Source organism: Pseudomonas sp. FSL L8-0168 (assembly GCF_037976155.1).
Lineage (GTDB): Bacteria > Pseudomonadota > Gammaproteobacteria > Pseudomonadales > Pseudomonadaceae > Aquipseudomonas > Aquipseudomonas paracarnis.
The window spans coordinates 2,135,758-2,157,696 of the sequence record NZ_CP150262.1; the positions used below are offsets into that span (position 1 = coordinate 2,135,758).

Annotated in this window: 22 protein-coding genes; 13 read left to right on the plus strand and 9 right to left on the minus strand. The window is 61.1% G+C overall.

Features of this window, described 5'->3' with window-relative positions; genetic code table 11:
- Nucleotides 1-241 precede the first annotated feature (241 nt).
- From MHH62_RS09295 to MHH62_RS09310, 4 genes are read left to right on the plus strand one after another with little or no spacing between them, the layout of a single operon-like run.
- Complete coding sequence (locus tag MHH62_RS09295; protein WP_014717277.1) at nt 242-538, plus strand: DUF2282 domain-containing protein; 297 nt, start codon at nt 242-244, stop codon at nt 536-538.
- A 22-nt stretch (nt 539-560) separates the two neighbouring features.
- Nucleotides 561-1,439, plus strand: coding sequence for a DUF692 domain-containing protein (locus tag MHH62_RS09300; RefSeq protein ID WP_073453859.1), 879 nt, complete (start codon nt 561-563; stop codon nt 1,437-1,439).
- On the plus strand, nt 1,436-2,212 hold the full coding sequence (locus MHH62_RS09305) for a DNA-binding domain-containing protein (RefSeq protein ID WP_339232850.1): 777 nt from the start codon (nt 1,436-1,438) through the stop codon (nt 2,210-2,212). The genes MHH62_RS09300 and MHH62_RS09305 overlap by 4 nt, the downstream gene beginning before the upstream one ends.
- Nucleotides 2,209-2,694, plus strand: coding sequence for a DoxX family protein (locus MHH62_RS09310; RefSeq protein WP_014717274.1), 486 nt, complete (start codon nt 2,209-2,211; stop codon nt 2,692-2,694). Before MHH62_RS09305 ends, MHH62_RS09310 begins: the two co-directional genes overlap by 4 nt.
- Here MHH62_RS09310 and MHH62_RS09315 read toward each other — a convergent pair.
- Nucleotides 2,685-3,599 carry a LysR family transcriptional regulator gene (locus MHH62_RS09315; RefSeq protein WP_014717273.1) on the minus strand — a complete coding sequence of 305 codons (915 nt, stop codon included), beginning with the start codon at nt 3,597-3,599 and terminating at the stop codon, nt 2,685-2,687. The genes MHH62_RS09310 and MHH62_RS09315 overlap by 10 nt on opposite strands.
- Before the next feature lie 145 nt (nt 3,600-3,744).
- Here MHH62_RS09315 and MHH62_RS09320 point away from each other — a divergent pair, with 145 nt between their 5' ends.
- From MHH62_RS09320 to MHH62_RS09330, 3 genes are all read left to right on the plus strand, one after another.
- The gene (locus tag MHH62_RS09320) at nt 3,745-4,344 is read left to right on the plus strand and encodes a short chain dehydrogenase (protein ID WP_014717272.1); all 600 of its coding nucleotides are present in this window, start codon (nt 3,745-3,747) and stop codon (nt 4,342-4,344) included.
- A gap of 96 nt (nt 4,345-4,440) precedes the next feature.
- Entirely contained in the window at nt 4,441-5,112 is a 672-nt protein-coding gene (locus tag MHH62_RS09325; protein ID WP_014717271.1) for a membrane protein, read from the plus strand.
- 106 nt (nt 5,113-5,218) lie between these two features.
- Complete coding sequence (locus MHH62_RS09330) at nt 5,219-6,832, plus strand: NAD(P)/FAD-dependent oxidoreductase (protein WP_014717270.1); 1,614 nt, start codon at nt 5,219-5,221, stop codon at nt 6,830-6,832.
- 533 nt (nt 6,833-7,365) lie between these two features.
- Here MHH62_RS09330 and MHH62_RS09335 read toward each other — a convergent pair.
- Nucleotides 7,366-8,460: a PLP-dependent cysteine synthase family protein gene (locus tag MHH62_RS09335; RefSeq protein WP_014717269.1), complete on the minus strand. Its 1,095-nt coding sequence runs from the start codon at nt 8,458-8,460 to the stop codon at nt 7,366-7,368.
- Between the two features lie 216 nt (nt 8,461-8,676).
- Here MHH62_RS09335 and nhaA point away from each other — a divergent pair, with 216 nt between their 5' ends.
- Nucleotides 8,677-9,861, plus strand: a complete 1,185-nt coding sequence (gene nhaA, locus MHH62_RS09340) for a Na+/H+ antiporter NhaA (protein ID WP_339232851.1) — start codon at nt 8,677-8,679, stop codon at nt 9,859-9,861.
- 101 nt (nt 9,862-9,962) lie between these two features.
- Here nhaA and MHH62_RS09345 read toward each other — a convergent pair whose 3' ends face one another.
- The 6 genes from MHH62_RS09345 to dinG form a co-directional block, all read right to left on the minus strand.
- On the minus strand, nt 9,963-10,427 hold the full coding sequence (locus MHH62_RS09345) for a glycine zipper 2TM domain-containing protein (RefSeq protein WP_003189251.1): 465 nt from the start codon (nt 10,425-10,427) through the stop codon (nt 9,963-9,965).
- Between the two features lie 265 nt (nt 10,428-10,692).
- Nucleotides 10,693-11,340 (minus strand): pyridoxamine 5'-phosphate oxidase, encoded by a 648-nt coding sequence (gene pdxH / locus MHH62_RS09350; RefSeq protein WP_019817843.1) that lies wholly within the window; start codon nt 11,338-11,340, stop codon nt 10,693-10,695.
- Between the two features lie 27 nt (nt 11,341-11,367).
- On the minus strand, nt 11,368-12,519 hold the full coding sequence (locus MHH62_RS09355; protein WP_336826880.1) for an OmpA family protein: 1,152 nt from the start codon (nt 12,517-12,519) through the stop codon (nt 11,368-11,370).
- Nucleotides 12,520-12,663: 144 nt separating this feature from the next.
- The gene (locus tag MHH62_RS09360; protein ID WP_014717265.1) at nt 12,664-13,809 is read right to left on the minus strand and encodes an EstA family serine hydrolase; all 1,146 of its coding nucleotides are present in this window, start codon (nt 13,807-13,809) and stop codon (nt 12,664-12,666) included.
- Between the two features lie 82 nt (nt 13,810-13,891).
- On the minus strand, nt 13,892-16,189 hold the full coding sequence (locus MHH62_RS09365) for a beta-galactosidase (protein WP_339232852.1): 2,298 nt from the start codon (nt 16,187-16,189) through the stop codon (nt 13,892-13,894).
- Between the two features lie 88 nt (nt 16,190-16,277).
- Nucleotides 16,278-18,422, minus strand: coding sequence for an ATP-dependent DNA helicase DinG (dinG, locus tag MHH62_RS09370; RefSeq protein ID WP_014717263.1), 2,145 nt, complete (start codon nt 18,420-18,422; stop codon nt 16,278-16,280).
- A 99-nt stretch (nt 18,423-18,521) separates the two neighbouring features.
- On the opposite strand from dinG, the gene MHH62_RS09375 reads away from it, so the two are divergent.
- Nucleotides 18,522-18,986, plus strand: a complete 465-nt coding sequence (locus tag MHH62_RS09375) for a CopD family protein (protein ID WP_014717262.1) — start codon at nt 18,522-18,524, stop codon at nt 18,984-18,986.
- A gap of 103 nt (nt 18,987-19,089) precedes the next feature.
- Here MHH62_RS09375 and MHH62_RS09380 read toward each other — a convergent pair whose 3' ends face one another.
- Nucleotides 19,090-19,848: a collagen-like protein gene (locus tag MHH62_RS09380; protein WP_019817848.1), complete on the minus strand. Its 759-nt coding sequence runs from the start codon at nt 19,846-19,848 to the stop codon at nt 19,090-19,092.
- A 179-nt stretch (nt 19,849-20,027) separates the two neighbouring features.
- Here MHH62_RS09380 and MHH62_RS09385 point away from each other — a divergent pair, with 179 nt between their 5' ends.
- The 4 genes from MHH62_RS09385 to MHH62_RS09400 are packed head-to-tail and all read left to right on the plus strand — an operon-like array spanning nt 20,028 to nt 21,707.
- Nucleotides 20,028-20,525, plus strand: coding sequence for a DUF6231 family protein (locus MHH62_RS09385; RefSeq protein ID WP_014717260.1), 498 nt, complete (start codon nt 20,028-20,030; stop codon nt 20,523-20,525).
- Between the two features lie 4 nt (nt 20,526-20,529).
- Entirely contained in the window at nt 20,530-21,000 is a 471-nt protein-coding gene (locus MHH62_RS09390; RefSeq protein ID WP_003189238.1) for a YchJ family protein, read from the plus strand.
- 21 nt (nt 21,001-21,021) lie between these two features.
- Nucleotides 21,022-21,504 (plus strand): LEA type 2 family protein, encoded by a 483-nt coding sequence (locus MHH62_RS09395; RefSeq protein WP_032873061.1) that lies wholly within the window; start codon nt 21,022-21,024, stop codon nt 21,502-21,504.
- A complete protein-coding gene (locus tag MHH62_RS09400; protein WP_057975615.1) occupies nt 21,501-21,707 on the plus strand; it encodes an SEC-C metal-binding domain-containing protein in 207 nt (68 codons plus the stop codon). Before MHH62_RS09395 ends, MHH62_RS09400 begins: the two co-directional genes overlap by 4 nt.
- The last annotated feature ends 232 nt before the right edge of the window (nt 21,708-21,939 follow it).

Sequence of the window (21,939 nt, forward strand, 5' to 3'; positions counted from 1 at the left end):
ATGGGAGCTGGCTTGTGTGGGAGCTGGCTTGCCTGCGATAGCATCACCCCGGTGTATCTGAAGAACCGAGGCGTTTGCATCGCGGGCAAGCCCGACTCCCACATTTTCTTTGTATAAGCCATTAAATAGGTGTTGTTTTGCAGTTTTTTTCGATGGATTTGTAACGAATTCCCTCCCCCTTTCTCTAGTGGTGCATGCAGGCAATCAAGCCTGCGCATTCAACCACTGCTGGAGACACACCATGACCACCAAACTGTCCGCTGCCACCCTCGTCCTGGCCCTTGGTTCTGCCCTGAGCCTGTCCGCCCTGACCACCACCGCCCACGCGGCCGACGACATGCAGAAATGCTTCGGCGTGGCTGAAGCCGGCAAGAATGACTGCGCCGCGGGCGCCGGCACTTCCTGCGCTGGCACCTCCAAAACCAAAGACCAGGCCAATGCCTGGAAGCTGGTCCCCGCCGGCACGTGCACCCAGACCCCAAGCACCACCTCGCCGACCGGTTTTGGCCAGGAAGCGGCCTTCACCGCCAAATCCTGAACCCCGCGCAGCCTGAGTACTGATGATGACGCCTACAGCCCAACACGCGGTCTCACCGGCTCAGGTGCCCGGCCTTCCCTATCGGGCCGGGCTGGGGCTCAAGACCGAGCACTTCACCGAGGTGCTCGAGACCCGCCCCGACATCGGTTTTTTCGAAGTACACGCCGAAAACTACATGGTGGCCGGCGGCCCGTTTCATCACTACCTGGGGTTGATTCGTGCGCAGTACCCCCTGTCACTGCACGGCGTCGGCCTGTCTATTGGCGGCGAAGGTCCTCTGGACCGCGAGCACCTGGCACGCCTGGCCACGCTGATCGAACGCTACCAACCCCAGTCTTTTTCCGAACACCTGGCCTGGTCCAACCACGGCCCGGTGTTTCTCAACGACCTGCTGCCCCTGGCCTACGACGCCAGCACCCTGGAGCGGGTATGCGAACACGTGGACCAAGTACAGAGCATGCTCAAGCGCCCGATGCTGCTGGAAAACCCGTCTACTTATCTGCAGTTCCAGCGCTCTACTTTGGACGAAACCGACTTTATCAGCGAGATCGTCCGCCGGACCGGTTGCGGCCTGCTGCTCGACGTCAACAACGTCTACGTGTCCTGCATCAATCACCAGCGCGACCCGCTGGCCTACATCGATGCCCTGCCATTGCACGCGGTGGGTGAGATTCATCTGGCCGGTTTTGCCGAAGACACCGACAGCTTGGGCGACCGCCTACTAATCGACGACCACGGCGCGCCGATCGATAACGCCGTGTGGCAGCTGTACGCACAGGTACTGGCGCGAACCGGAGCGGTGGCGACGCTGATCGAGCGGGATAACCAGGTGCCCGCGTTCAGCGTGCTGCAAACAGAGGCCCGGCAGGCCGAATGGTATTTGTCGCAGGTGGACAGATGAGTATTCAGCAAACATTCGCCGAGGCTTTACTGGCCCCGCAAGCAACCTGCCCCGAGGGCGTGTTCAGCTGCAACGGTGCTGAGCCGACGAGCCGCTTTGCGGTGTATCGAAACAATGTCCATAGCGCGTTGATCCATGCTTTGGCGGCCGCCTACCCGGTGGCGCGGCAACTGGTCGGCGATGAATTTTTCCGCGCCATGGCCGGCCTGTATGCCCAGGCTCATCCGCCCACCAGCCCGTTGATCAGTGAGTACGGCAGCACGTTCTCTGACTTTATCCAAGGTTTCGAACCGGCCTCGAGCGTGCCCTACCTGGCCGATGTCGCCCGGCTGGAACGCTTGAGGGTTCGCGCTTATCACGCGGCGGATTGCCAGGTTCTGGATCAGCACAGCGTACTTCGGCAACTGCAAGGCTGCGCGCAACTGGGGCAACTGCGTGTACGACTGCATCCGTCACTTGCCACGCTGGAATCTTCCTACGCGGTGGTATCGGTCTGGGCGGCGCATCAGGTCGACGGGGCTATCGCCACTTTGCACCCTTGGTATGCCCAAGGCGCGCTGGTCTTGCGCCAAGGCTTAGCGGTCAAGGTGTTCGCCATCGACCGCGGGTCTGTGACCTTTATCAACCGCCTCAACCACGGCGCCGGGCTGGAAATGGCCATCGCTGATGCCCTGGAAGCCTCCACCGAATTCGATTTGCACCAATGTCTCACGCTGTTGATCAGCCACGACGCCATCACTCATTTGCATCTGCAACCCGAGGTATTGCCATGAACATTCCCGCTCCTTGCCTGGTAAAGCGAACCGTCGCACTGTTTGAAAAAATCCCCTACAGCCTGATCGCCTTTATCGCGCGCTTCTCCATTGCGGCGGTGTTCTGGAAGTCTGGCCAGACCAAGGTCGAAGGCTTTGCCATTGACCTGATCAGCGGCACCTTCCAATGGGGTGAGCCCAAACTTGCCGCCTCGACCCTGTTTTTATTTCGCAGCGAATACCAATTGCCTCTGCTGTCGCCCGAGGTGGCCGCGCACTTGGCAACCTTTGCCGAGCACTTTTTTCCGGTATTGATCCTGCTGGGGTTCGCCACGCGTTTTTCGGCCCTGGCCTTGATCGGCATGACCCTGACCATCCAACTGTTCGTCTACCCCGACGCCTATCCCACTCATGGCACCTGGCTTGCGCTGCTATTGCTGTTGCTTGCCAAAGGCCCAGGTTGGCTGTCCATCGACCACCTGATTGCCCGTCGTTATCGCTGAAGTCGATCCAGTGCCTCGCCGCTGCGCTTGAACCAGTCCACCAGGTAGTCGGCCAACACTTGGGTACGCCGTGGCAGGCCGCCCTGGTAGGGATGCACCAGGTACATCGGCATGCTGCGCGTCTGATAGTCGCGCAGCAGCCAGCGCAATCGGCCATCAGCCAGCTCCGTGGGTAAAACGTAGGACGGCAGGCGAGCAATACCGGCGCCGACCAAGGCGGCTTTTTTCAGCAGGTTGTAGTGGTTGGAGGCGAAGGTACCGCTCACCTTTACCCGCAGCAATTCGTGTTGCTGGTGGTACAACCATTCCTCGCGACCACTGTAATGACTGTTGAGCAAACAGCTGTGCGCCGCCAGGTCTGCCGGGGTCTGCGGCTCGCCATGCTGTTCCAGATAGGCCGGGCTGGCGCAGGTCATCTCATGCCAGGCCAGTAAAGGCCTGGCTACCAGGCGTTCATTTTCGAGGGCGCCTGAGCGAACGCCCAAGTCAAAGCCATCGCGCGCCAGGTCCCGGTAGCTGTTGTTAAGCTCCAGCTCGATCTGCACCTGCGGGTATTGCTTGGAAAATTCCAGCAACAAGCCATCGAAAAAGGTTTCACCCAACGACACCGGGACAGTCATACGTACAGGGCCGGCCAAATCATCTTTGAGCCGCGCCAAGGCCTGGCGCGCGCGTTCCACCTGCACCACCAATGCTTGTGCCTGGGGCAGCAACGCCGCGCCGGCAGCAGTAAGGCTCAGCTTGCGCGTGGTGCGGTGCAGCAAAACCACGGCAAACTGCGCTTCCAACTGGCTGATGCGCTTGGACAACTGCCCTTTGCTGCAGCCCAATTGTGAGGCCGCCACAGTGAAACTGCCGGCTTCGATCAGCACGGCGAACGCCGCCAAGTCATCCATTTCGCTCATGGACTGTTTCCATTTGAAAACCAAAGGTTGCCTATTAGCGCGTTTATCCAGCTAAAAAGCCACACTAGACTGAATGCAAATCCCAACCCCTGCAGGAGCGAGCAAGCTCGCTCCTGCAGGGAGTCAGCCCCAGAGGAACAGCACGATGAAAATCCTATTGATTGGTGCCAGCGGCACCATCGGTTCAGCAGTCAAGGCAGAGTTGGCCCAGCGCCACGAAGTGATCAGCATCGGCCGCACCAGCGGTGACTTCCAGGTGGATATCAGCGATAGCAACTCGATCCGTAAGCTGTTCGAGCAGACCGGCAAGTTCGACGCGCTGATCTGCGCGGCAGGCAGCGTCAACTTCGTGCCCCTGGCAGACATGAACGACAGCGATTTCGAACTGGGCCTGCGTGACAAACTGATGGGCCAGGTCAACCTGCTGTTGATCGGCCGTGAATACGCCAACGACGGTGCTTCGTTCACGTTCACCAGCGGCATTCTGAACCGTGACCCGATCCGCACCGGCGCTTCGGCGGCCTTGGTCAACGGTGCATTGGACGCCTTCGTCAAAGCGGCGGCCATTGAGTTGCCACGCGGCCTGCGCATCAACTCGGTCAGCCCGACGGTGTTGCTGGAAGCCATGGGCAGCTATGCTCCCTATTTCCGTGGCTACAAACCTGCCCCGGCCGCCGATGTGGCACTGGCTTACGCCAAAAGCGTCGAGGGCCTGCAAACCGGTCAGACCTTTATCGTAGGTTGAGGGTGAGATCCGTAAGAAACGCCTGAAGCTGGCAAGCGGGCTTGTGATGCACGGCCAGCCTGCGTAACGTGGCGGCAATTGCCTGGAGACCCGATAATGCGCGCCGCCCGTACCCTCGCCCTGTTTGCCTTGCTTCCTGTGTTCGCCGCCTGCCAATTGTTCGAAAGCGAGCCGGCCAAGCCATCGACTGTCGGGCTGACCCGTATGCAGGGTGAGTTGACGGCGGTGGACGGCAAACTGCTGTTCCAGCCCTGTGGCGACCAGCGTAGCTACGTGGTCAACGATACCGGCGGCACCAGCGTCCTGCAGGAAGCCGCCTCGCTGGCTGGCCAGCAGGGCATACTGTTTGCCGACCTGCGTGGCAAGTTTTCCGGGGTCGCCAGCGGCACCCAGGGTTCAGTGGACCTGCAACAGCTGTATCGCGTCGAACGCTCGACCTCAGCGTGCTCTGACCCGGATTTCAAGCGCATGATCCTGCGGGCCAACGGCCATAAACCCGCCTGGGCGATGAACGTCACGGCCAAGGGCATGGTGCTGGAGCGCGAAGGCCAGCCACCTTTGGCAGTGCCGTACGTCGAGGAACAACTGGGCGACGGCCGCTTCAACCTGATGACCGAAGCCAATAACCAGCACATCGAACTATGGGTGGCGCCCCAGCGCTGCGTCGACAGTGTGAGCGGCAGCCTGCAGCACATGAGCGCCGAGCTGCGCGTGAACGGCCAGGTGCAGCGTGGTTGCGCGGCGTTCGGCGGCTCGCGGGACGACTGATTAGCCCCTGTGCTGTTTTAACCTGACGGAAACTTGCCATTGGGGCTTATAATCGCCGGTTTGCAAAACAGCCGGCCTTCTTGCCCGCCGCCTACCGGATCCTGTCATGTTACGAATCACCGAACTCAAGCTACCCATCGACCATCCCGAAGAAGACCTGCGCACGGCCATCGTGCAGCGCCTGGGCATCGCCAGTGATGACCTGCTCGATTTCACCCTGTTCAAGCGCAGCTACGATGCGCGCAAAAAGACCTCCGAGCTGTGCTTCATCTACACCGTCGACCTGAACGTGACGGGTGAAGCCGCGCTGCTGCTCAAGTTTGCCGACGACCGCAACGTCAACCCGGCACCGGATGTCAGCTACAAGGTGGTGGGTCAGGCGCCGGAAGGCCTGGCTGAGCGGCCGATCGTGGTAGGATTTGGTCCCTGCGGGATTTTCGCCGGCCTGCTGCTGGCACAGATGGGTTTCAAGCCGATCATCCTCGAGCGCGGCAAGGAAGTGCGCCAACGCACCAAGGACACCTGGGGCCTGTGGCGCAAAAGCGTGCTCAACCCAGAGTCCAACGTGCAATTTGGTGAAGGCGGCGCCGGTACCTTCTCTGACGGCAAGCTGTACAGCCAGATCAAGGACCCGAAATTCCACGGTCGCAAAGTGCTGCACGAGTTCGTCAAGGCCGGCGCGCCGGAAGAAATCCTCTACGTCAGCAAGCCGCACATCGGTACCTTCCGCCTGACCGGCGTGGTAGAAAACATGCGCGAGCAGATCATCGCCCTGGGCGGTGAAGTGCGCTTCGAACAACGGGTCACCGACGTGTTGATCGAAGACGGCCAGTTGAACGGCGTGGTCATCGACGGCGGCGAGCAGATCCTCTCCAAGCATGTGATTCTTGCCCTGGGCCACAGCGCCCGTGACACCTTCCGCATGCTCCACGACCGTGGCGTGTACATGGAAGCCAAGCCATTCTCGGTGGGTTTCCGTATCGAACACCCGCAGTCGCTGATCGACGCCGCACGCTTGGGCAAATACGCTGGCCACCCCAAGCTGGGCGCAGCGGACTACAAACTGGTGCACCACGCCAAGAATGGCCGTTCGGTCTACAGCTTCTGCATGTGCCCGGGCGGCACCGTCGTGGCTGCGACCTCGGAACCCCATCGAGTCGTGACCAACGGCATGAGCCAATACTCGCGTAACGAGCGCAATGCCAACTCCGGCATCGTGGTAGGCATTACCCCCGAGGTGGATTACCCAGGCGGCCCGCTGGCCGGTATCGAGTTGCAGGAACGCCTGGAGTCCCACGCCTACATCCTCGGCGGTAGTAACTACGAGGCCCCCGCGCAACTGGTGGGCGACTTCATCGCTGGCAAACCCTCCACGGCGCTGGGCAGCGTGGAGCCGTCCTACAAACCCGGCGTGTCGTTGGGTGACCTGGCGCTGGCCTTGCCGGACTTCGCCATCGAAGCCATCCGCGAAGCCTTGCCAGCGTTCGAGAAACAGATCAAAGGCTACTCGCTGCACGATGCGGTGCTGACCGGCATCGAGACCCGCACCTCGTCCCCACTGCGCATTACCCGCAACGAGTCGATGCAGAGCCTGAACGTCAAAGGCTTGTTCCCGGCCGGTGAAGGCGCAGGCTATGCCGGTGGGATTCTGTCGGCGGGTGTCGACGGGATTCGGATCGCCGAGGCGTTGGCGCGGGATATGCTCGGCATCGAGGCCTGAAGCACGCTGACGGCCAGCATAAATCCCGTGTGGGAGCTGGCTTGCCTGCGAAAGCGGTGGTGCAGTTAAAGACTAGGTGACTGACACGCCGCTTTCGCGGGCAAGCCCGCTCCCACAGGGGATCTGTGCCGGGCGTTGATCCTGGGGGCAATACACGACCACTGTGGGAGCTGGCTTGCCTGCGATAGCGGTGGTGCAGTTAAAAATTCAGTGACTGACACTCCGCTTTCGCGGGCAAGCCCGCTCCCACAGGGGATCTATGCCGGGCGTTGATCCTGGGGGCAATACACGACCACTGTGGGAGCTGGCTTGCCTGCGATAGCGGTGGTGCAGTTAAAAATTCAGTGACTGACACTCCGCTTTCGCGGGCAAGCCCGCTACCACAGGGGATCTGTGCCGGGCGTTGATCCTGGGGGCAATACACGACCAGTGTGGGAGCTGGCTTGCCTGCGATAGCGGTGGTGCAGTTAAAAATTCAGTGACTGACACTCCGCTTTCGCGGGCAAGCCCGCACACAGTTGGATAGTGGGGTGTCAGATATTAGCGCGCAGGATGTTAGCGGGTAGCGCCTCACCGCGTTCGACACTCGCCGCAACCGCCGCGATCAACCCTTCCAGCTCATAGCCCTGCCCCGCCAGCCACGCTTGATCGTAATAGGTGGTGGCATAGCGCTCACCGCCATCGCACAAGATCGCAACGATCGACCCCGACTCCCCCGCCGCTTTCATCTGTTGCGCCGCCATCAGCGCACCGATCAGGTTGGTCCCGCTGGACCCGCCAACCCGTCGCCCCAAACGCTCAGCCAGGTAATGCATGGCCGCCAGGGACACTGCATCCGGCACTTTGACCATGGCGTCAATCACCGCGGGCAGAAACGATGCCTCCACCCGCGGGCGACCAATCCCTTCAATCCGCGAGCCACAGTCCAGGCGCAGGCTGGCGTCACCACTCTGGTAGAAATCGAAAAACACCGAGCGTTCGGCATCGGCACACAGCACCCGGGTGCAATGCTGGCGATAACGCACATAACGGCCCAGGGTCGCGGTGGTGCCGCCGGTGCCAGGGCTGGAAATCAACCAACTCGGCTCCGGGTGCTGCTCAAAGCGCATCTGCTGGAAGATCGATTCGGCGATGTTGTTGTTTGCCCGCCAGTCGGTGGCACGCTCGGCGTAGGTGAACTGGTCCATGAAGTGCCCCCCGCTTTCCTGGGCCAGGCGTTCGGATTCGGCGTAGATCTGCGTCGGGTCCTGGACCAGATGGCTCTTGCCACCGTAGAAGGCAATCTGGGCGATCTTCTCTTGGGACGTGGTCGCGGGCATGACGGCAATAAACGGCAAGCCGAGCAAGCGCGCGAAGTAGGCTTCCGAGATCGCCGTAGAGCCGCTGGACGCTTCAATAACGGGGGCGCCCGGCTTGAGCCAGCCATTGCACAGCGCATACAGGAACAGCGAGCGCGCCAGCCGGTGTTTCAGGCTGCCGGTGGGGTGGCTGGACTCATCCTTGAAGTACAACTCGATGCCTGGCAAACCCGGTAATGGCAGCGGGATCAGGTGGGTATCGGCGCTCCGCTGGAAGTCCGCTTCAATGATACGAATGGCTTCGCGGGCCCAGGTACGGTGGTCGCTCATGGTGGGTTCTCTAAAGGTTTTCAGCGGTGATCTTAGGATGTTTCCCACGCTTCACACAGATACAGTGACGACGCAATTGGACACACAATTGCTAGTCTTTAGCCCACCGATGCCCCGGCCCATCCCTTATAACAAATAAGAATATAACTTTTGTTTTAACAACTAACGGTACGGGTTAGGGTACCCACCTATTGAACCTGGATTGGAGAGCATCCCTTGCCTCTGCGTAGCACTTTCACCCGTTTCTTCCAGCTGGAAGCCGCCAGTGGTCTGTTGTTGATCGCCGCTGCCGCTTTTGCGCTGATTATCAACAACTCACCGTTGTCGCACCTGTACAACGCCTTTCTCGACACGCCGGTGGTGGCTCAGGTTGGCGCGTTGAAAATCGCCAAGCCGGCGCTGCTTTGGATCAACGATGGCTTGATGGCCCTGTTCTTCCTGTTGATCGGCCTGGAGGTCAAGCGTGAGCTGCTCGATGGTCACCTGTCCAAGCCTTCGCAAGTGGTGTTGCCTGGCGCAGCGGCCATCGGCGGCATGGTGGTGCCGGCGCTGATCTACTGGGCGCTGAACAAGGACAACCCGGCCGCCCTCGCTGGCTGGGCGATCCCCATGGCCACCGACATTGCCTTCGCTCTGGGCGTGCTGGCCCTGCTGGGCAAGCGCGTACCGGTGTCACTGAAACTGTTCCTGATGACCCTGGCGATCATTGATGACCTTGGCGCCATCATCGTCATTGCCTTGTTCTATTCCGCTGACTTGTCCACGGCATCCCTAGCGGGCGCGGGGGCGTGCTTGATTGCGCTGATTGCGATGAACCGCCTGGGCGTGATCAAACTGGGGCCGTATATGATCATCGGCCTGATCCTGTGGGTGTGCGTGCTCAAGAGCGGTGTGCATGCGACCTTGGCGGGTGTAACCCTGGCGTTCTGCATTCCACTGCGCACCAAAAATGCCGAAACCTCACCGCTGCTGAGCCTGGAACACGCCCTGCACCCGTGGGTGGCCTACGCCATCCTGCCGCTGTTCGCGTTTGCCAATGCCGGGGTCTCTCTGACAGGTGTCAACCTGGAGAGCTTCACCCACTCCGTGCCCATGGGCATCGCCGCCGGTCTCTTGATCGGCAAGACCGTCGGTGTGTTCGGCCTCACCTGGCTGGCGATCAAAACCGGCATCGCCTCACTGCCCAGCGGCGCCAACTGGGGTCAGGTAATGGGCGTGGCGATTCTGTGCGGGATCGGCTTCACCATGAGCCTGTTTGTCGGCTCCCTGGCGTTTGTGCCAGGCGCCAGTGAGTTTGCCGGTGAAGATCGCATGGGGATTCTGACCGGGTCGATCCTGGCGGCCTTTATCGGGTATGCGGTGACGGCGATGGCAAGTCGCAAGAAAGCCGTCGTTGCATGATTGAAGTCAGTCAGTTGTAGGAGCGAGCTTGCTCGCTCCTACAAACAAAACCCCCAACCGGTCACCCGGTTGGGGGTTTTTCTTCGCCTGAAGCTTAAGGCTTAGCGAGTAACGCGGCTGGTACCGTCGACGGTCATGATGCGTACGCGGTCGCCAATGCGGAAGATTTCATTTTCCTGCACGGCTTGTACGTAAGCACGCATGCTGCCGTCGTCTTCGCGCACGGTGATTTCCACGCCCTGGGTACGGGTCAGGCCTTCTTCAGTGGCCGAGCCCAGCAGGCCGCCCGCAACTGCGCCGATCACAGCAGTAACGATGCTGCCTCGGCCGCCACCGATGGCGCTGCCGCCAACGCCGCCGATGACTGCGCCCGCGGCGCCGCCGATTGGGGTTTTGGTGCCTTCGATTTTCACCGGACGCAGGGATTCGATGGTGCCCATGCGAACGGTCTGTACACGACGCGCCTCATCACGAGAGTACGAGTCGCCGGTCAGACTCGAGGCGCAGCCACCCAGCAGCAACGACAGGGTGGTAAAGCAGGCAACTAGTAAAACGGACTTACGCATAGCATCAACTCCAAAGGACAGGTATTCATTAAACGCTGTGGCTTGGCGCGTGTCACGGCGCACCAGGCAGAAACTTGCTTTCATTCAGCCTGAGTACAGACTGCCAGCACCAGAGAACTCGACGAACGGTAACCAAGCCAGGGTACGGAACGATGCCATAACCGGCTCGATCAGTGTAGCCGCACAGCCGAAAGCGTCCGAAGTCTCTTGAACAGAGACTTCGACGCAACGGTGTTGATTCAGGTGGGATGACGAAAGGTGACGCTCAGGGCGCCAGGCGCTCGCGGCACCATTGGCCGTCTTGCAAACGGTAGTTGAGGCGATCATGCAGGCGGCTGGCCCGGCCTTGCCAGAACTCGATGCGCTCAGGCAGTAAACGGTACCCTCCCCAATGCTCGGGGCAATCGGGCTGGGTATCGCTGAAACGCTCTTCAGTGGCCTTGAGCAGCGCCTGCAGCTCTTCGCGATCACGAATGACTTTGCTCTGCGGAGAGGCCCAGGCGCCCAGGCGGCTGCCCAATGGGCGCACCTGATAATAAGCATCCGACTCTTCAGGCGTGACCTTGGCCACGCGCCCTTCAATGCGTACCTGGCGCTCCAGGGTTGGCCAGAAGAAGGTCATGGCCGCAAACGGCCGCGCCGCGAGTTGTTCACCCTTGGCGCTCTGATAGTTGGTGAAGAAGGTAAAGCCCTGTGCATCCAGGCCCTTGAGCAGCAGGATGCGGCAGTGCGGGCGACCGTCCTGATCCACCGTCGCCAGCGTCATGGCATTGGCCTCCACTGGCGGCTGTTCAGTTTTCACCGCATCAGCAAACCATTGGTGGAACAACGCAAACGGCTCGTCCGGGGCCTGGGCCTCGCTCAAACCGTCCCGTGTGTAGTCACGGCGCATATCGGCCAGTGCCTGGGTCATGCGGCTTTATCCTTGTGGTTCAACAGCTCAGTTTTTCGCCTGGTCGTTCGAAGCGGGTGCCGCCTTGGCTTTTGCAGTAGCCGGCTTCTTGGCAGCCGGCTTGGCCGCAGCCTTTTTAGCCGCTGGCTTGGCCGCCGCTTTCTTGGTCGTGGCCTTTTTGGCAGGCGCTTTTGCCGCCGGTGCTGGTGCAGGCACATTCTGCACCGCGACCATTTCGGCTACGGGCGGGGTCTTGCCGGAGTTGTACTTACTCAGCAGTGCCAACATCGTTGTACGCTGAGTGAACATGATTTCCATGCGACGGTTCAGCGCACGCCCCTGATTGCTGTCGTTGGCGGCACGCGGCATAAGGTCGCCCATGCCACGCAGCATCAAGCGATCCTGTTTCAGACCACTCAGGCTGAAAATCGAGGCGATGGACTGCGCACGCTCCTTGCTCAACGCCTGGCTGGCGGGAGCACTGCCAGTGGCATCAACGTGGCCCAGCACCAGTACGGCGGTCTTCGGGTCAGCTTCAACAGCCTTGGCCACCCGCGTGAACGGGCCCAGGGTCACCGGCAGTAACATGGCCGGGCGCTTCGGGTTGTAGGAACCGTCTACCGGAGCAATCACTACCAGGGTGTTGTCACGGCGCTCCAGTTGCAGGTTGCTGTCCTTGATGGCCGCACGCAGGCGTGGTTCGTATTCGTCCAGCCAGGCTTGGGTGACTTTCGGGTCAGGCATTTGTACGTTGGTCACATCGACCTTGGCCAAAGGCTTTGGCTTGCTTTCGAACGGCCACCACCAGCGCGGCTCGCTGTCGGTCTTGGCGACGACAGGCGCTGCGTCCGAGGCCGGCGTTGCCGCCTTAAGGTCGGCTTTCAGGTCAGCCTTGGCGTCGGCGGCTTTTTCTTCGGCGGTCTTGGTGGAAAACGGCCACCAGCTGTAACCGGTGTCGGCTTTGGCGGCCGGGGCAGCGGCAGCAGCGGTGACAGGTTCAACAGGCTTGGCACCGGCGGCCGGCTTGGCGTCGGGTTTGGCATCCGGCTTGGCGTCGGTCTGGGCCACTGGATCCTTGGTTGCAGCTTTGTCAGATCCAAATGACCACCAATGCCCACCTTCGGCATCATTTTGTGGAGTTTGTGCACAACCCGTAATAGTGAGGCACAGCGCCAGTGCCAAAGACTTGTTCGATAACATGAGATATCCACAAAATGAGAAAAAACCAGGGGGGTCGCGGGACCCGTTAAACAGACGCTAAAAGAACATTCAAGTTACAACATGTCGTTCAGCATCTTTTTTATACTTGCCTTTGTAACAAAAAATTGTGAAACAGCAAGGGGTTTATAGACAACCGGCCAATATTCCGACCAACTTCTGGGCCCGCGGGTCCATAAGTACGTAAGGCCCCAGGGTATTAGTCACGAAACCGAAGGCTACATCATGTTCAGGGTCGGCAAACCCGACTGATCCCCCTGCCCCGGGATGCCCGAATGCACGTGGCCCAAGGCCGAACGTGGCATTGGGCAACTGCGGTTGATCCAACATGCAGCCCAGGCCGAAACGGGTTTGGGTCAATAAGGTTTTATCCAGCCCGATACTGTGCTCGCGGGTCAATTGTTCGAGCATGTCGCTTTCCAGCAAACTACCGTCCAACAAACCACTATAAAACCCGGCCAGGCTGCGCGCATTACCGTGGCCATTCGCCGCAGGCTGCTGCATGCGTCGCCATTCGGGCTTATTAGTGCTGGTCAGAATAGACGGTGGGTTGGCAAATGCACGGGTAGTCATCGCCGCAGGCTCGCGCATCATTACTTGAAGTAACCGTTGCGCGGCTTCATCACCGATAGTGCCTTTGCTGCGTGCGATATGGGCGACGCGATAAAACTCTTCATCCGCCAGGCCCACATGGAAGTCCAGCCCCAAGGGGCGTGCCACCCGCGCCACGATCGACTCCCCCGGCCCGCGCCCATCGGCGCGGCGCAACAGTTCGCCAACCAGCCAGCCATAGGTGATCGCTTCATAGCCATGGCCTTGGCCCGGTGTCCACCACGGGGCCTCGGCCGCCAGGGTATCGACCATCAATTGCCAGTCGTACAGGGCCTCGGTGGGCAGCATTTCGCGGATGGCGGGCAGCCCGGCCTGGTGGCAGAGCAACTGGCGCAGCGTGATCGCGTCCTTGCCAGCAGCGGCAAACTCCGGCCAGTACTCGGCCACTGGCGCATCAAGCTTGAGCTTGCCTTCGGCCACCAGTTGCAGGGCAGTCACTGCCGTGAAGGTCTTGGTGCAGGAGAACAGGTTGACGATGGTATCGCTGTGCCAGGCCTCGGCACCGTCCTTGTCGGCAGTACCGGCCCACAGGTCGACGACGGTTTGCCCGCCAATCTGGATGCACAGCCCGGCACCACGCTCCTGAGGATCATCGAACAGGGCGGCGAAGGCTTCGCGCACCGCTTCGAACTGCAGCTCGTAATGACCCTGAATCTGCACCTAAGTCCCCTCGGAAAACACCATGAAAATTGGTCGCCATTCTTTCAGCCATTGTGGGTTTTGTGAACCCGTCAACGATGAATCAATGCCCATTCCCAGCATGCCCGCCAGGGTGCCCGGCGCCCTGCCCCGCGCCTTTGCCGTCACGCCCAGGTTTGGCGGCGTCACTCTCACGCGTCGCTTGGGTGGCCTTGGCTTTTTGCGCCTCACGGCCCAGTTGGTCGAGCGCGGCCAGGTTGCTCTTGCGTACCGTCTCGACAAAACCCTGGAAGGGTACATCGGTGATGCCGACCAGGCCGAAATGGCCGTTTTCACCATCCAGCAGACGCCCGGTGACCGGCTGGTCCAGGTACTGGAACCAGTGCACCCCGACAATCGACGGCTCGGCCACCGCCTGTTTGAGGAAGGTGGAGTACGCCGCGCCGCGGTCTTCTTCGCGGGCCAGTTGCGTCACGCCGCCCCAGAACGGGCCACGGTCGGCGGAGCCAAAGTTGAATTCGGTGATCAGTACCGGTTTGTCCAGCGCACGCAGGGCGGCGAAGTCATACCCGTCCTGGGGTTTCAAGGTGTACATGTTGAAGCTCAGCACATCGCAATACTGCGCGCACGAAGCGACCGCTTCCGGCGTGCTCACCGCAAAACGGCCGCCCAGCAACAGCTGGTTGGGCGCGTGCCACTTCAACGAGTCGGAAATGGTCTTGAAGTAAGCATCGGCGAAGGTCTTCTGGAAATACTTGAAGTCGGCTTCGATCTCCGGGTGTTCAGGGCTGGGCATCGGCGGCTCAAAGCCGGGATCTTCCATCAGCTCCCAACCGGCCAGTTGAATGCCCCAGGCTTTGGAAAGGCCCTCTTCATTGCGGTATTTATCGCGCAGTTGCTTGAGGAAGGCGCGCTTGGCCGGCACGTCGGTGGTCATGCGCAGGGTGCCGTAGGCCAGGGCGTAACGGGATTTTGCATCCTCGCCGGGGCCGGCCCAGGCCAATTCGTTGTCGGCAAAAAAACCGATCAACCACGGGTCGTCACGATGATCGCGGGCCGCGATGGCCACGGCGCGTTCGGTGGCCATGGCAAAACGCGGGTCGAACGGGTCGGGCATACCGCCCCACCAGTCGGTGCCGGTACTGATGCTGGCATAGTCACCGACAATCGACAGCGGCAAGGTGTACGGCACGCGGTCGGCAGTGGCCAGGTCCGGATCGCTCCAGTTGCCGACGGTGTTAAAGCCCCAGGCTTGCAGGCGATCGAGGGTATGGGTCACCCAGCGTGGCTGGTCCAACGCGTCACCGCCGTAAGTGCGTTGCAGGTTGGCGCCGTAGAAATCGTACCAACGCCCTGAGCCAAAGCCGCGACCTTCGCCGGCGCCGTTGCCGGTGCGGCTGTCGTCGCTGCCGTAGTACTTGTCAAAGGGTTCGCCGGCCTTGGGCAGCGCCGCGAACATCCACTCGCGCCCCGCCACGTAGGTCTGGCTGTTGTCCGGCGCCACGGTGTTCACACCCAGGGAGTAGAACGGATGCCCGTCCGGCGTCACCAGGTACCAGCGGCCGTCGCGCTTCTGGGTGCGGAAAAAGCCGCTGGCGTCGAAGGCCGGGCCCTTCTTCCAGCCACCGTATTGATCCAGGGAGGACTTGTCCCGCTCGGCCAGCCAGGTCTTGAGCTGCTGTTGTTCCTTGGCGGCCGATGCCTTGAGTTGCTCGTCGTTGCTGACCTTCTCCGGCCAGCGCGCGCGGTTGGATTGGCCATAGGCATCCACTAGTTCAGTGTAGGCAGCCTTCAATACTGGCTCGCTGTCCTGCACGCCAAAGCGCTCGAGCAGGATACTTTGAGCGGCAATGGGCTTGAGCATTGACAGGGTCACCGAGACGACCTGGCTGCGGTCGATTTCTCCGGCGCTGGCGGCCAGCAACACCCGCTGGCCATCCACGGTCATCGGCATCGGCGGGCCGGCCTTCATGCCTTGGCTCAGCGGTGAGTTGGCTTGCAGCGGGACGAGCAGCGTCTGGGCCGGGCCGGCCGGCAGGTCGATGCGGCTGACGAGCGTCTTGCCGTCGGCGCTCTGCACCTTGACGTAAAGGGTCAGCGCCCAGTTCATCGCGCTCTGGATACGCAGGCTCATGGCGCTCGATTGCGACCAATCCCACGTCCCCGTCTGCGGGCTGAGCACCAGGCTCGGCTCGGCCGCTGGGTTGAAGGTGATGCGGCGCAGCACCTCGCCTTCGGGGGTTTGTTCGGCGTTGTATTGCGGCAGGCTGGCGTCCTGGGTCGCCACCTTGACCACATCGGCAGGCCGGACGAAGTTGAACAGCGTTTGTTGCCCCTCGGGCGCCGCCATCAACGGCGCAGCGAACAGCAGGGCAAAAAGAGCGGGCAGCGTGCGAATCATACGAACAAGGTTCTCCCAAACGGCCGATGACTGGCCTGATGATAGTGATGAGATAGACCACAGAGTGGGCGAATCCGCCCACGGTGGCTTAAGAAATTTCGCGCCTGAACGGCGGCAAGGCATTGAGGATCGCCTTGCCATAGCGCTGGGTAACCAGGCGACGGTCGAGCAAGGTGATGGTGCCGCGGTCTTCTTCGGTACGCAGCAGACGCCCGCAGGCCTGCACCAGCTTCAGTGAAGCATCCGGCACCGAAATTTCCATGAACGGGTTGCCGCCCCGGGCTTCGATCCATTCGGCCAGTGCGGCCTCGACCGGGTCATCCGGCACCGAGAATGGGATCTTGGCTATCACCACGTGTTCGCAGTAGGCACCGGGCAAGTCCACGCCTTCGGCAAAGCTGGCCAGGCCAAACAACACGCTGGAATCCCCACCGTCGACCCGCGCCTTGTGCTTGTTCAGGGTTTCCTGCTTGGACAGGTTGCCCTGGATAAACACCTGCTTGCGCCAGTCGCGGTCGAGGCCGTCGAACACGTCCTGCATCTGTTTGCGCGACGAGAACAGCACCAGGGTGCCGCGGGAGCCTTCCACCAGAGACGGCAAATCGCGAATGATCGCCGCCGTGTGCGCCGCCGCGTCCCGTGGGTCGGCCTTGAGGTCTGGCACCCGCAGCACGCCGGCGTCAGCGTGATGAAACGGGCTGGGCACCACGGCGGTGACGGCTTTTTTCGGCAGGCCGGCGCGCATGCGGAAGCGGTCAAAGGTGCCCAGGGCCGTCAGCGTGGCCGAGGTTACCAGGCAGCCGTAGGCGACGTTCCACAGGTTGCGGCGCAGCATTTCAGCGGCGAGGATCGGGCTGGCGTTGACCTCGATATCGAACAACGCACCGCTTTCCGACAACGTCAGCCAGCGGGCCATGGGCGGGTTGTCTTCCGGGTCTTCGACGGTAAAGGCGGTCCACAGCTCCCAATTGCCTTGGGAACGAGACAGCAAACTGCCGAACAAGGGATACCACTCTTCGGCCTGGTTGCTGGCGATGCCGATATTGACCTCGCCATCCATGCCTTCCTTGAGCAAATCCGTCAGGCGGGTGAACAGGTCGGTCAGGCGTGAAAAGCCTTTCTTCAGCTCGATGCCCATTTCGCGCATGTGCTCGGGAATCATCCCGCCGACAAAACGGTGGCGCGGGCGCTCTCGGCCTTCGACGTCTTCACCGGGCTTGAAGTCCGCCACCTGCTCGCAGGCGCTGAACATGAATTGCTGCTGGGTCTTGATCTCGCGCGCCAGCTCCGGCACTTGCTCGATCAACTTGCCCAGGTCGCCGGGTAACGGGTGCTGGGCCAGCAACTTGGTGAGATTCTTGGCAGTGGTTTCCAGCCAGTCGGCCGTGGAACGCAAACGGGTGTAGTGGGCGAAATGGCCAATGGCCTTGTCTGGCAGGTGGTGGCCTTCGTCGAAGACGTAGAGGGTGTCGCGGGGGTCGGGCAGTACCGCACCGCCGCCCAGGGCGAGGTCAGCCAATACCATGTCGTGGTTGGTGACGATGACGTCCACTTTGCCCATGCCTTCGCGCGCCTTGTAGAACGCGCACTGGCCGAAGTTGGGGCAATGGCGGTTGGTGCATTGGCTATGGTCGGTGGTCAGGCGCGCCCAGTCGGAGTCTTCTAGGGCAGTGGGCCAGCTGTCGCGGTCGCCGTCCCATTTGTTGCCGGCCAGCTTCTCGATCATGCTGGTAAACAGCTTCTGGCTGGCCTCATCCACCTCGATCTTGAAGCCTTCTTCTTCGAACAAGGAGGCGGTGGCGGTTTGGGCGTGGCCTTCCTGCAGCAATACGTCGAGCTTGGACAGGCACATGTAGCGGCCACGGCCCTTGGCCAGGGCGAAGGTAAAGCTCAAGCCGCTGTTGCGCATCAGGTCGGGCAAGTCTTTGTAGACGATCTGCTCTTGCAGCGCGACGGTAGCGGTGGCGATCACCAGGCGCTTGCCAGCAGCCTTGGCCGTAGGGATCGCAGCCAGGCTGTAGGCCACGGTCTTGCCGGTACCGGTACCGGCCTCGACGGCCACTACCGCAGGCTCACCCTCGCGGCGGCCTTCGTCGTCGGTGTCGATATCCCCGAGGACTTTTGCCACTTCGGCGATCATCAGGCGTTGGCCGTAGCGCGGTTTCAAGCTCTTGGCTTCGAGAAAACGCGAATAGGCGCCCTGGATCGTGGTTTTGAGTTCAGTGCTGATCATGGATAGTCGGGCGCAAAAAACGCTGGATAAATTTTCAGTGGTTCGGATCGGCCGCTATCATACCCCGCTAATTAATCCCGCGCAGAACGGAGTACCACAATGACCGCGTTTAGCCTTGCTTATACCCTGCATGTACTGGCCGCCTTGATCTGGGTCGGCGGCATGTTTTTCGCCTGGATGATCCTGCGCCCCGCCGCCATGGCGGCGCTTGAGGGCCCTGCCCGGCTCAAGCTATGGGCAAATGTGTTTCAACGTTTTTTTGTATGGGTATGGGTGGCGGTGGTGCTTTTGCCGATCAGCGGCATTGGTTTGCTGCAACTGCGTTTCAGTGGTTTTGAGACCGCGCCGCGTTATGTGCAGGTAATGATGGGGTTGTATCTGGTGATGACGGCGTTGTTTATCCGCATCCAGGCGTTGAAGTTCCCGGAGCTGAAGGCCGCGGTGGCGGCTGAGAATTGGCCGGCGGGCGCGGCTGCGCTGGGGCAGATTCGCAGGTTGGTGGGGATTAATTTGATCGTGGGGTTGGTGGTGGTGGCGGTGGCTTCGGCTCGGCCGATGTTCTGAGGCGAGCCTTACACCGCTATCGCGGGCAAGCCCGGCTCCCACACTGGAATGCATTCCAAATGTGGGAGCCGGGCTTGCCCGCAATAGCGTCAGGCCAGGCGACTCAGAGCCGCTGGATAGTCACAGACCCCGCAGGCCCAGCCGGCCCCGGTTGCCCTTCCAACCCTGGCCGGCCCTTTTCGCCGCCGTCCGCGCGGTACACCAGGCAGCCCTTGGATTGCCCGCCCTTGCCGGGTTTACCCGCCACCCCAGCCAGGCCGCCCGGCCCGCCATCGACCCAGACCTTGATCTGTTCAGCCGGGAACGCCTGCGGCAACTCCAGGCGTACCTGGGCGCCCGCCGCCCCTGGCCGGCCATCGCCGCCGTTATCGCCATTAAAGCCGCGCCCGGCTGAGCCCCAGGTGCAACCCGGGTCCACGCCGTTGGCACCGTCCAGGCCCGCATATCCTTGGGCGCCAGCGCCGCCACGGGCATCCACCGACAGCGCTTGGGCAGTCAGCGAGTTAATGCGCAAGGTCAGGTCACGCCCAGCTTTGGCGGGTTTTTCGTGGGTGCCGGGGGCGCCCCGTGAGGTGATCTGGCTACCGTGCTCCAACTGCGCCTCGCGCACTTGCATTTGCAAGGCGGTATTGCCGGGCACAATGGTGATGCGTGCGTCGCGCCCCAAGTGCAGCTCATCCACCGTGACCTGGCTGATAGTGGCCGGAATCAGCAAGGTGCCGTAGTCCGCTACGTCCAGGCGTTCAAGCTGCAACACGCTGGTGCTGCTGGGCAGGCGCATCAAGGAATTGGTTTCGACACTGACGCTCTGGGCCAGGGCAACGGGGCTGACCAACAGGGCCAGCAGAAAAACCTTACGCATCATGGGGCTCCTGAGTGTTTTCAAATTTTTCTTTGAGCGCACAGTAACGACTTCTACCGGCGATTTGCCAGTGAAGGATCAAAAAACTTCAGTTCTGCCTCGGTGGGTATCGACCGTCGCGCTCTAGGCCCACGCGCCTAGCCGCGCTAGTCTCTACGGTCTTGATGCGAGGATCTGCAATGACCGCTGGAATTTCTGCCCGTACGCCCCAACACGCCTTGGCGGCCCTGCTGGACCTTCACAGGCCAAAACGCCTGCTGTTAGTGGGCGCCAGCCAATTTCCGGCGCTGGATGCCTTCAAAGCTGCGCACCCGGACACCGAGGTGTTCTATGCCGCGCCAGGGCCGTTGTCGGAAGACCTCGCGGTGCAGCGTTTTGACCTCGCGCTGGTGGTCGACTGCCTGGAGCACCTGCCCAAACCCCAAGGCCTGACCTTGCTCGGTGGCATTCGTAACCTCAACGCCAGCCGCATTGCGGTGCTGGTCGACCTGAGTGCCTGCGACTGGAAGGACACCGACTTTTTCTCCCTGGCCCTGCAAGCCGGTGAACGCTTCCAACGCGATGATCAGGTACTCACGCTGTTTACCTATGATCTGCTTGACTATAAACAGGTGCCGGACTGGCTCAACGCCCGCTTCTGGGCCAACCCGGAAAACTTCGGAAAGTATTGGTGGTAACCCGATGAGTACATCCATTTGCCCGTGTGGCAGCGGCAATCTGCTGGATGCCTGCTGCGGCCATTATCACGCCGGTCACCCGGCCCCCTGTGCCAGCGCGTTGATGCGCTCGCGCTACAGCGCCTATGTGCTGGGCCTGGTCGATTACCTGGTCGCCACTACGCTGCCTGCGCAACAGGCCGGCCTGGACCGCGACGCCATTGCCGCCTGGAGTGCCCAGAGCACCTGGCTGGGGCTGGAAGTTGAAAGCTCCGAGGTGTTCGGCGGCCAGCCGGAACACGCCTTTGTCACCTTTACCGCGCGCTGGCATGACGCTACCGGTGAACATAGTCACCGCGAGCAGTCTTCTTTCGTACAGAATGAAGGGCGCTGGTACTTCATCGACCCTACGGTAGAAGTGAAGGCCGGACGTAACGATGCCTGTTTGTGTGGCAGTGGGCAGAAATTCAAGAAGTGCTGTTCCAGCTACTTCTAATGACTCGACGGGGATAACGCCATGCTTCGGATGTATAGCTTGATACTGGCGTTGACCCTGGGCCTGACCGGCTGCGCGTCCTGGTTCGAAGACGACGCGCCGCCACCCCACGTTTCCCTGGTCAAGGTCGAAGTGGTACGGGCCAAGCTGCTGGAACAGAAATTCAAGCTGTACTTTCGCGTGGACAACCGCGACGACGCCGACCTGACCGTGCGCGGCCTGGTCTACAAGGTCAGCCTGGGCAACCTGGTATTGACCGAAGGCGAGTCCAACGAGTGGCTGACCGTACCGCCACGCAGTCATAAATTCTTCAAGGTCTCGGTGCGCACCAACCTCTGGCCGCAGGTGCGCGAGGTGGTGCAGATGTTGAAAAATCCCGACGAGCCCGTGCCTTATCGCCTGGAAGGCGAACTGAAAACCGGATTATTCATCGGTAATGACGTGCAGGTGGCACACAATGGCGAGATAATCCCCGGCGATTTTATTCCGGAGCAACATCGATGACACAGCAACCCCATGTCCATGGTCCTGACTGCAACCACGATCACGACCACCATGATCATGATCACGACCACGGCCATGTCCACGGCCCGAACTGCGGCCACGCTCATCAAGAGCCGGTGCGCAATGCGTTGAAGGACGTCGGTCGCAACGATCCTTGCCCGTGCGGCAGCGAGAAGAAATTCAAGAAGTGCCACGGCGCTTAAACCGTACTGAAGATCAAAATGCCGGCGGCCCCCCGCCCCAGCCTTGATCCAAGGTTGCAGGCGATCAAATGTGGCAGCGGGCTTGCTCGCGAACGCGTTCCGTCAGTTGATACAGACACTGACTGATACACTGTTTTTGCGAGCAAGCCCGCTCCCACACAGGTCTGCGCCTGACTCAAGTTCTAATGCTTAACCCAAAACTCCCGCTTGCGTCGTTTCGCCGCGCTCACTA

What these genes read in the sequence shown, in the direction of transcription:
- MHH62_RS09385 (WP_014717260.1), top strand. Translation starts at nt 20,028, where the DNA reads ATGACCGCTGGAATTTCTGCCCGTACGCCCCAACACGCCTTGGCGGCC.
- MHH62_RS09295 (WP_014717277.1), top strand. Translation starts at nt 242, where the DNA reads ATGACCACCAAACTGTCCGCTGCCACCCTCGTCCTGGCCCTTGGTTCT.
- MHH62_RS09395 (WP_032873061.1), top strand. Translation starts at nt 21,022, where the DNA reads ATGCTTCGGATGTATAGCTTGATACTGGCGTTGACCCTGGGCCTGACC.
- MHH62_RS09365 (WP_339232852.1), bottom strand. Translation starts at nt 16,189, where the DNA reads ATGATTCGCACGCTGCCCGCTCTTTTTGCCCTGCTGTTCGCTGCGCCG.
- MHH62_RS09375 (WP_014717262.1), top strand. Translation starts at nt 18,522, where the DNA reads ATGACCGCGTTTAGCCTTGCTTATACCCTGCATGTACTGGCCGCCTTG.
- MHH62_RS09400 (WP_057975615.1), top strand. Translation starts at nt 21,501, where the DNA reads ATGACACAGCAACCCCATGTCCATGGTCCTGACTGCAACCACGATCAC.
- MHH62_RS09310 (WP_014717274.1), top strand. Translation starts at nt 2,209, where the DNA reads ATGAACATTCCCGCTCCTTGCCTGGTAAAGCGAACCGTCGCACTGTTT.
- MHH62_RS09320 (WP_014717272.1), top strand. Translation starts at nt 3,745, where the DNA reads ATGAAAATCCTATTGATTGGTGCCAGCGGCACCATCGGTTCAGCAGTC.
- MHH62_RS09330 (WP_014717270.1), top strand. Translation starts at nt 5,219, where the DNA reads ATGTTACGAATCACCGAACTCAAGCTACCCATCGACCATCCCGAAGAA.
- MHH62_RS09355 (WP_336826880.1), bottom strand. Translation starts at nt 12,519, where the DNA reads ATGTTATCGAACAAGTCTTTGGCACTGGCGCTGTGCCTCACTATTACG.
- MHH62_RS09325 (WP_014717271.1), top strand. Translation starts at nt 4,441, where the DNA reads ATGCGCGCCGCCCGTACCCTCGCCCTGTTTGCCTTGCTTCCTGTGTTC.
- MHH62_RS09345 (WP_003189251.1), bottom strand. Translation starts at nt 10,427, where the DNA reads ATGCGTAAGTCCGTTTTACTAGTTGCCTGCTTTACCACCCTGTCGTTG.
- MHH62_RS09300 (WP_073453859.1), top strand. Translation starts at nt 561, where the DNA reads ATGATGACGCCTACAGCCCAACACGCGGTCTCACCGGCTCAGGTGCCC.
- MHH62_RS09315 (WP_014717273.1), bottom strand. Translation starts at nt 3,599, where the DNA reads ATGAGCGAAATGGATGACTTGGCGGCGTTCGCCGTGCTGATCGAAGCC.
- dinG (WP_014717263.1), bottom strand. Translation starts at nt 18,422, where the DNA reads ATGATCAGCACTGAACTCAAAACCACGATCCAGGGCGCCTATTCGCGT.
- MHH62_RS09390 (WP_003189238.1), top strand. Translation starts at nt 20,530, where the DNA reads ATGAGTACATCCATTTGCCCGTGTGGCAGCGGCAATCTGCTGGATGCC.
- MHH62_RS09335 (WP_014717269.1), bottom strand. Translation starts at nt 8,460, where the DNA reads ATGAGCGACCACCGTACCTGGGCCCGCGAAGCCATTCGTATCATTGAA.
- MHH62_RS09305 (WP_339232850.1), top strand. Translation starts at nt 1,436, where the DNA reads ATGAGTATTCAGCAAACATTCGCCGAGGCTTTACTGGCCCCGCAAGCA.
- pdxH (WP_019817843.1), bottom strand. Translation starts at nt 11,340, where the DNA reads ATGACCCAGGCACTGGCCGATATGCGCCGTGACTACACACGGGACGGT.
- MHH62_RS09380 (WP_019817848.1), bottom strand. Translation starts at nt 19,848, where the DNA reads ATGCGTAAGGTTTTTCTGCTGGCCCTGTTGGTCAGCCCCGTTGCCCTG.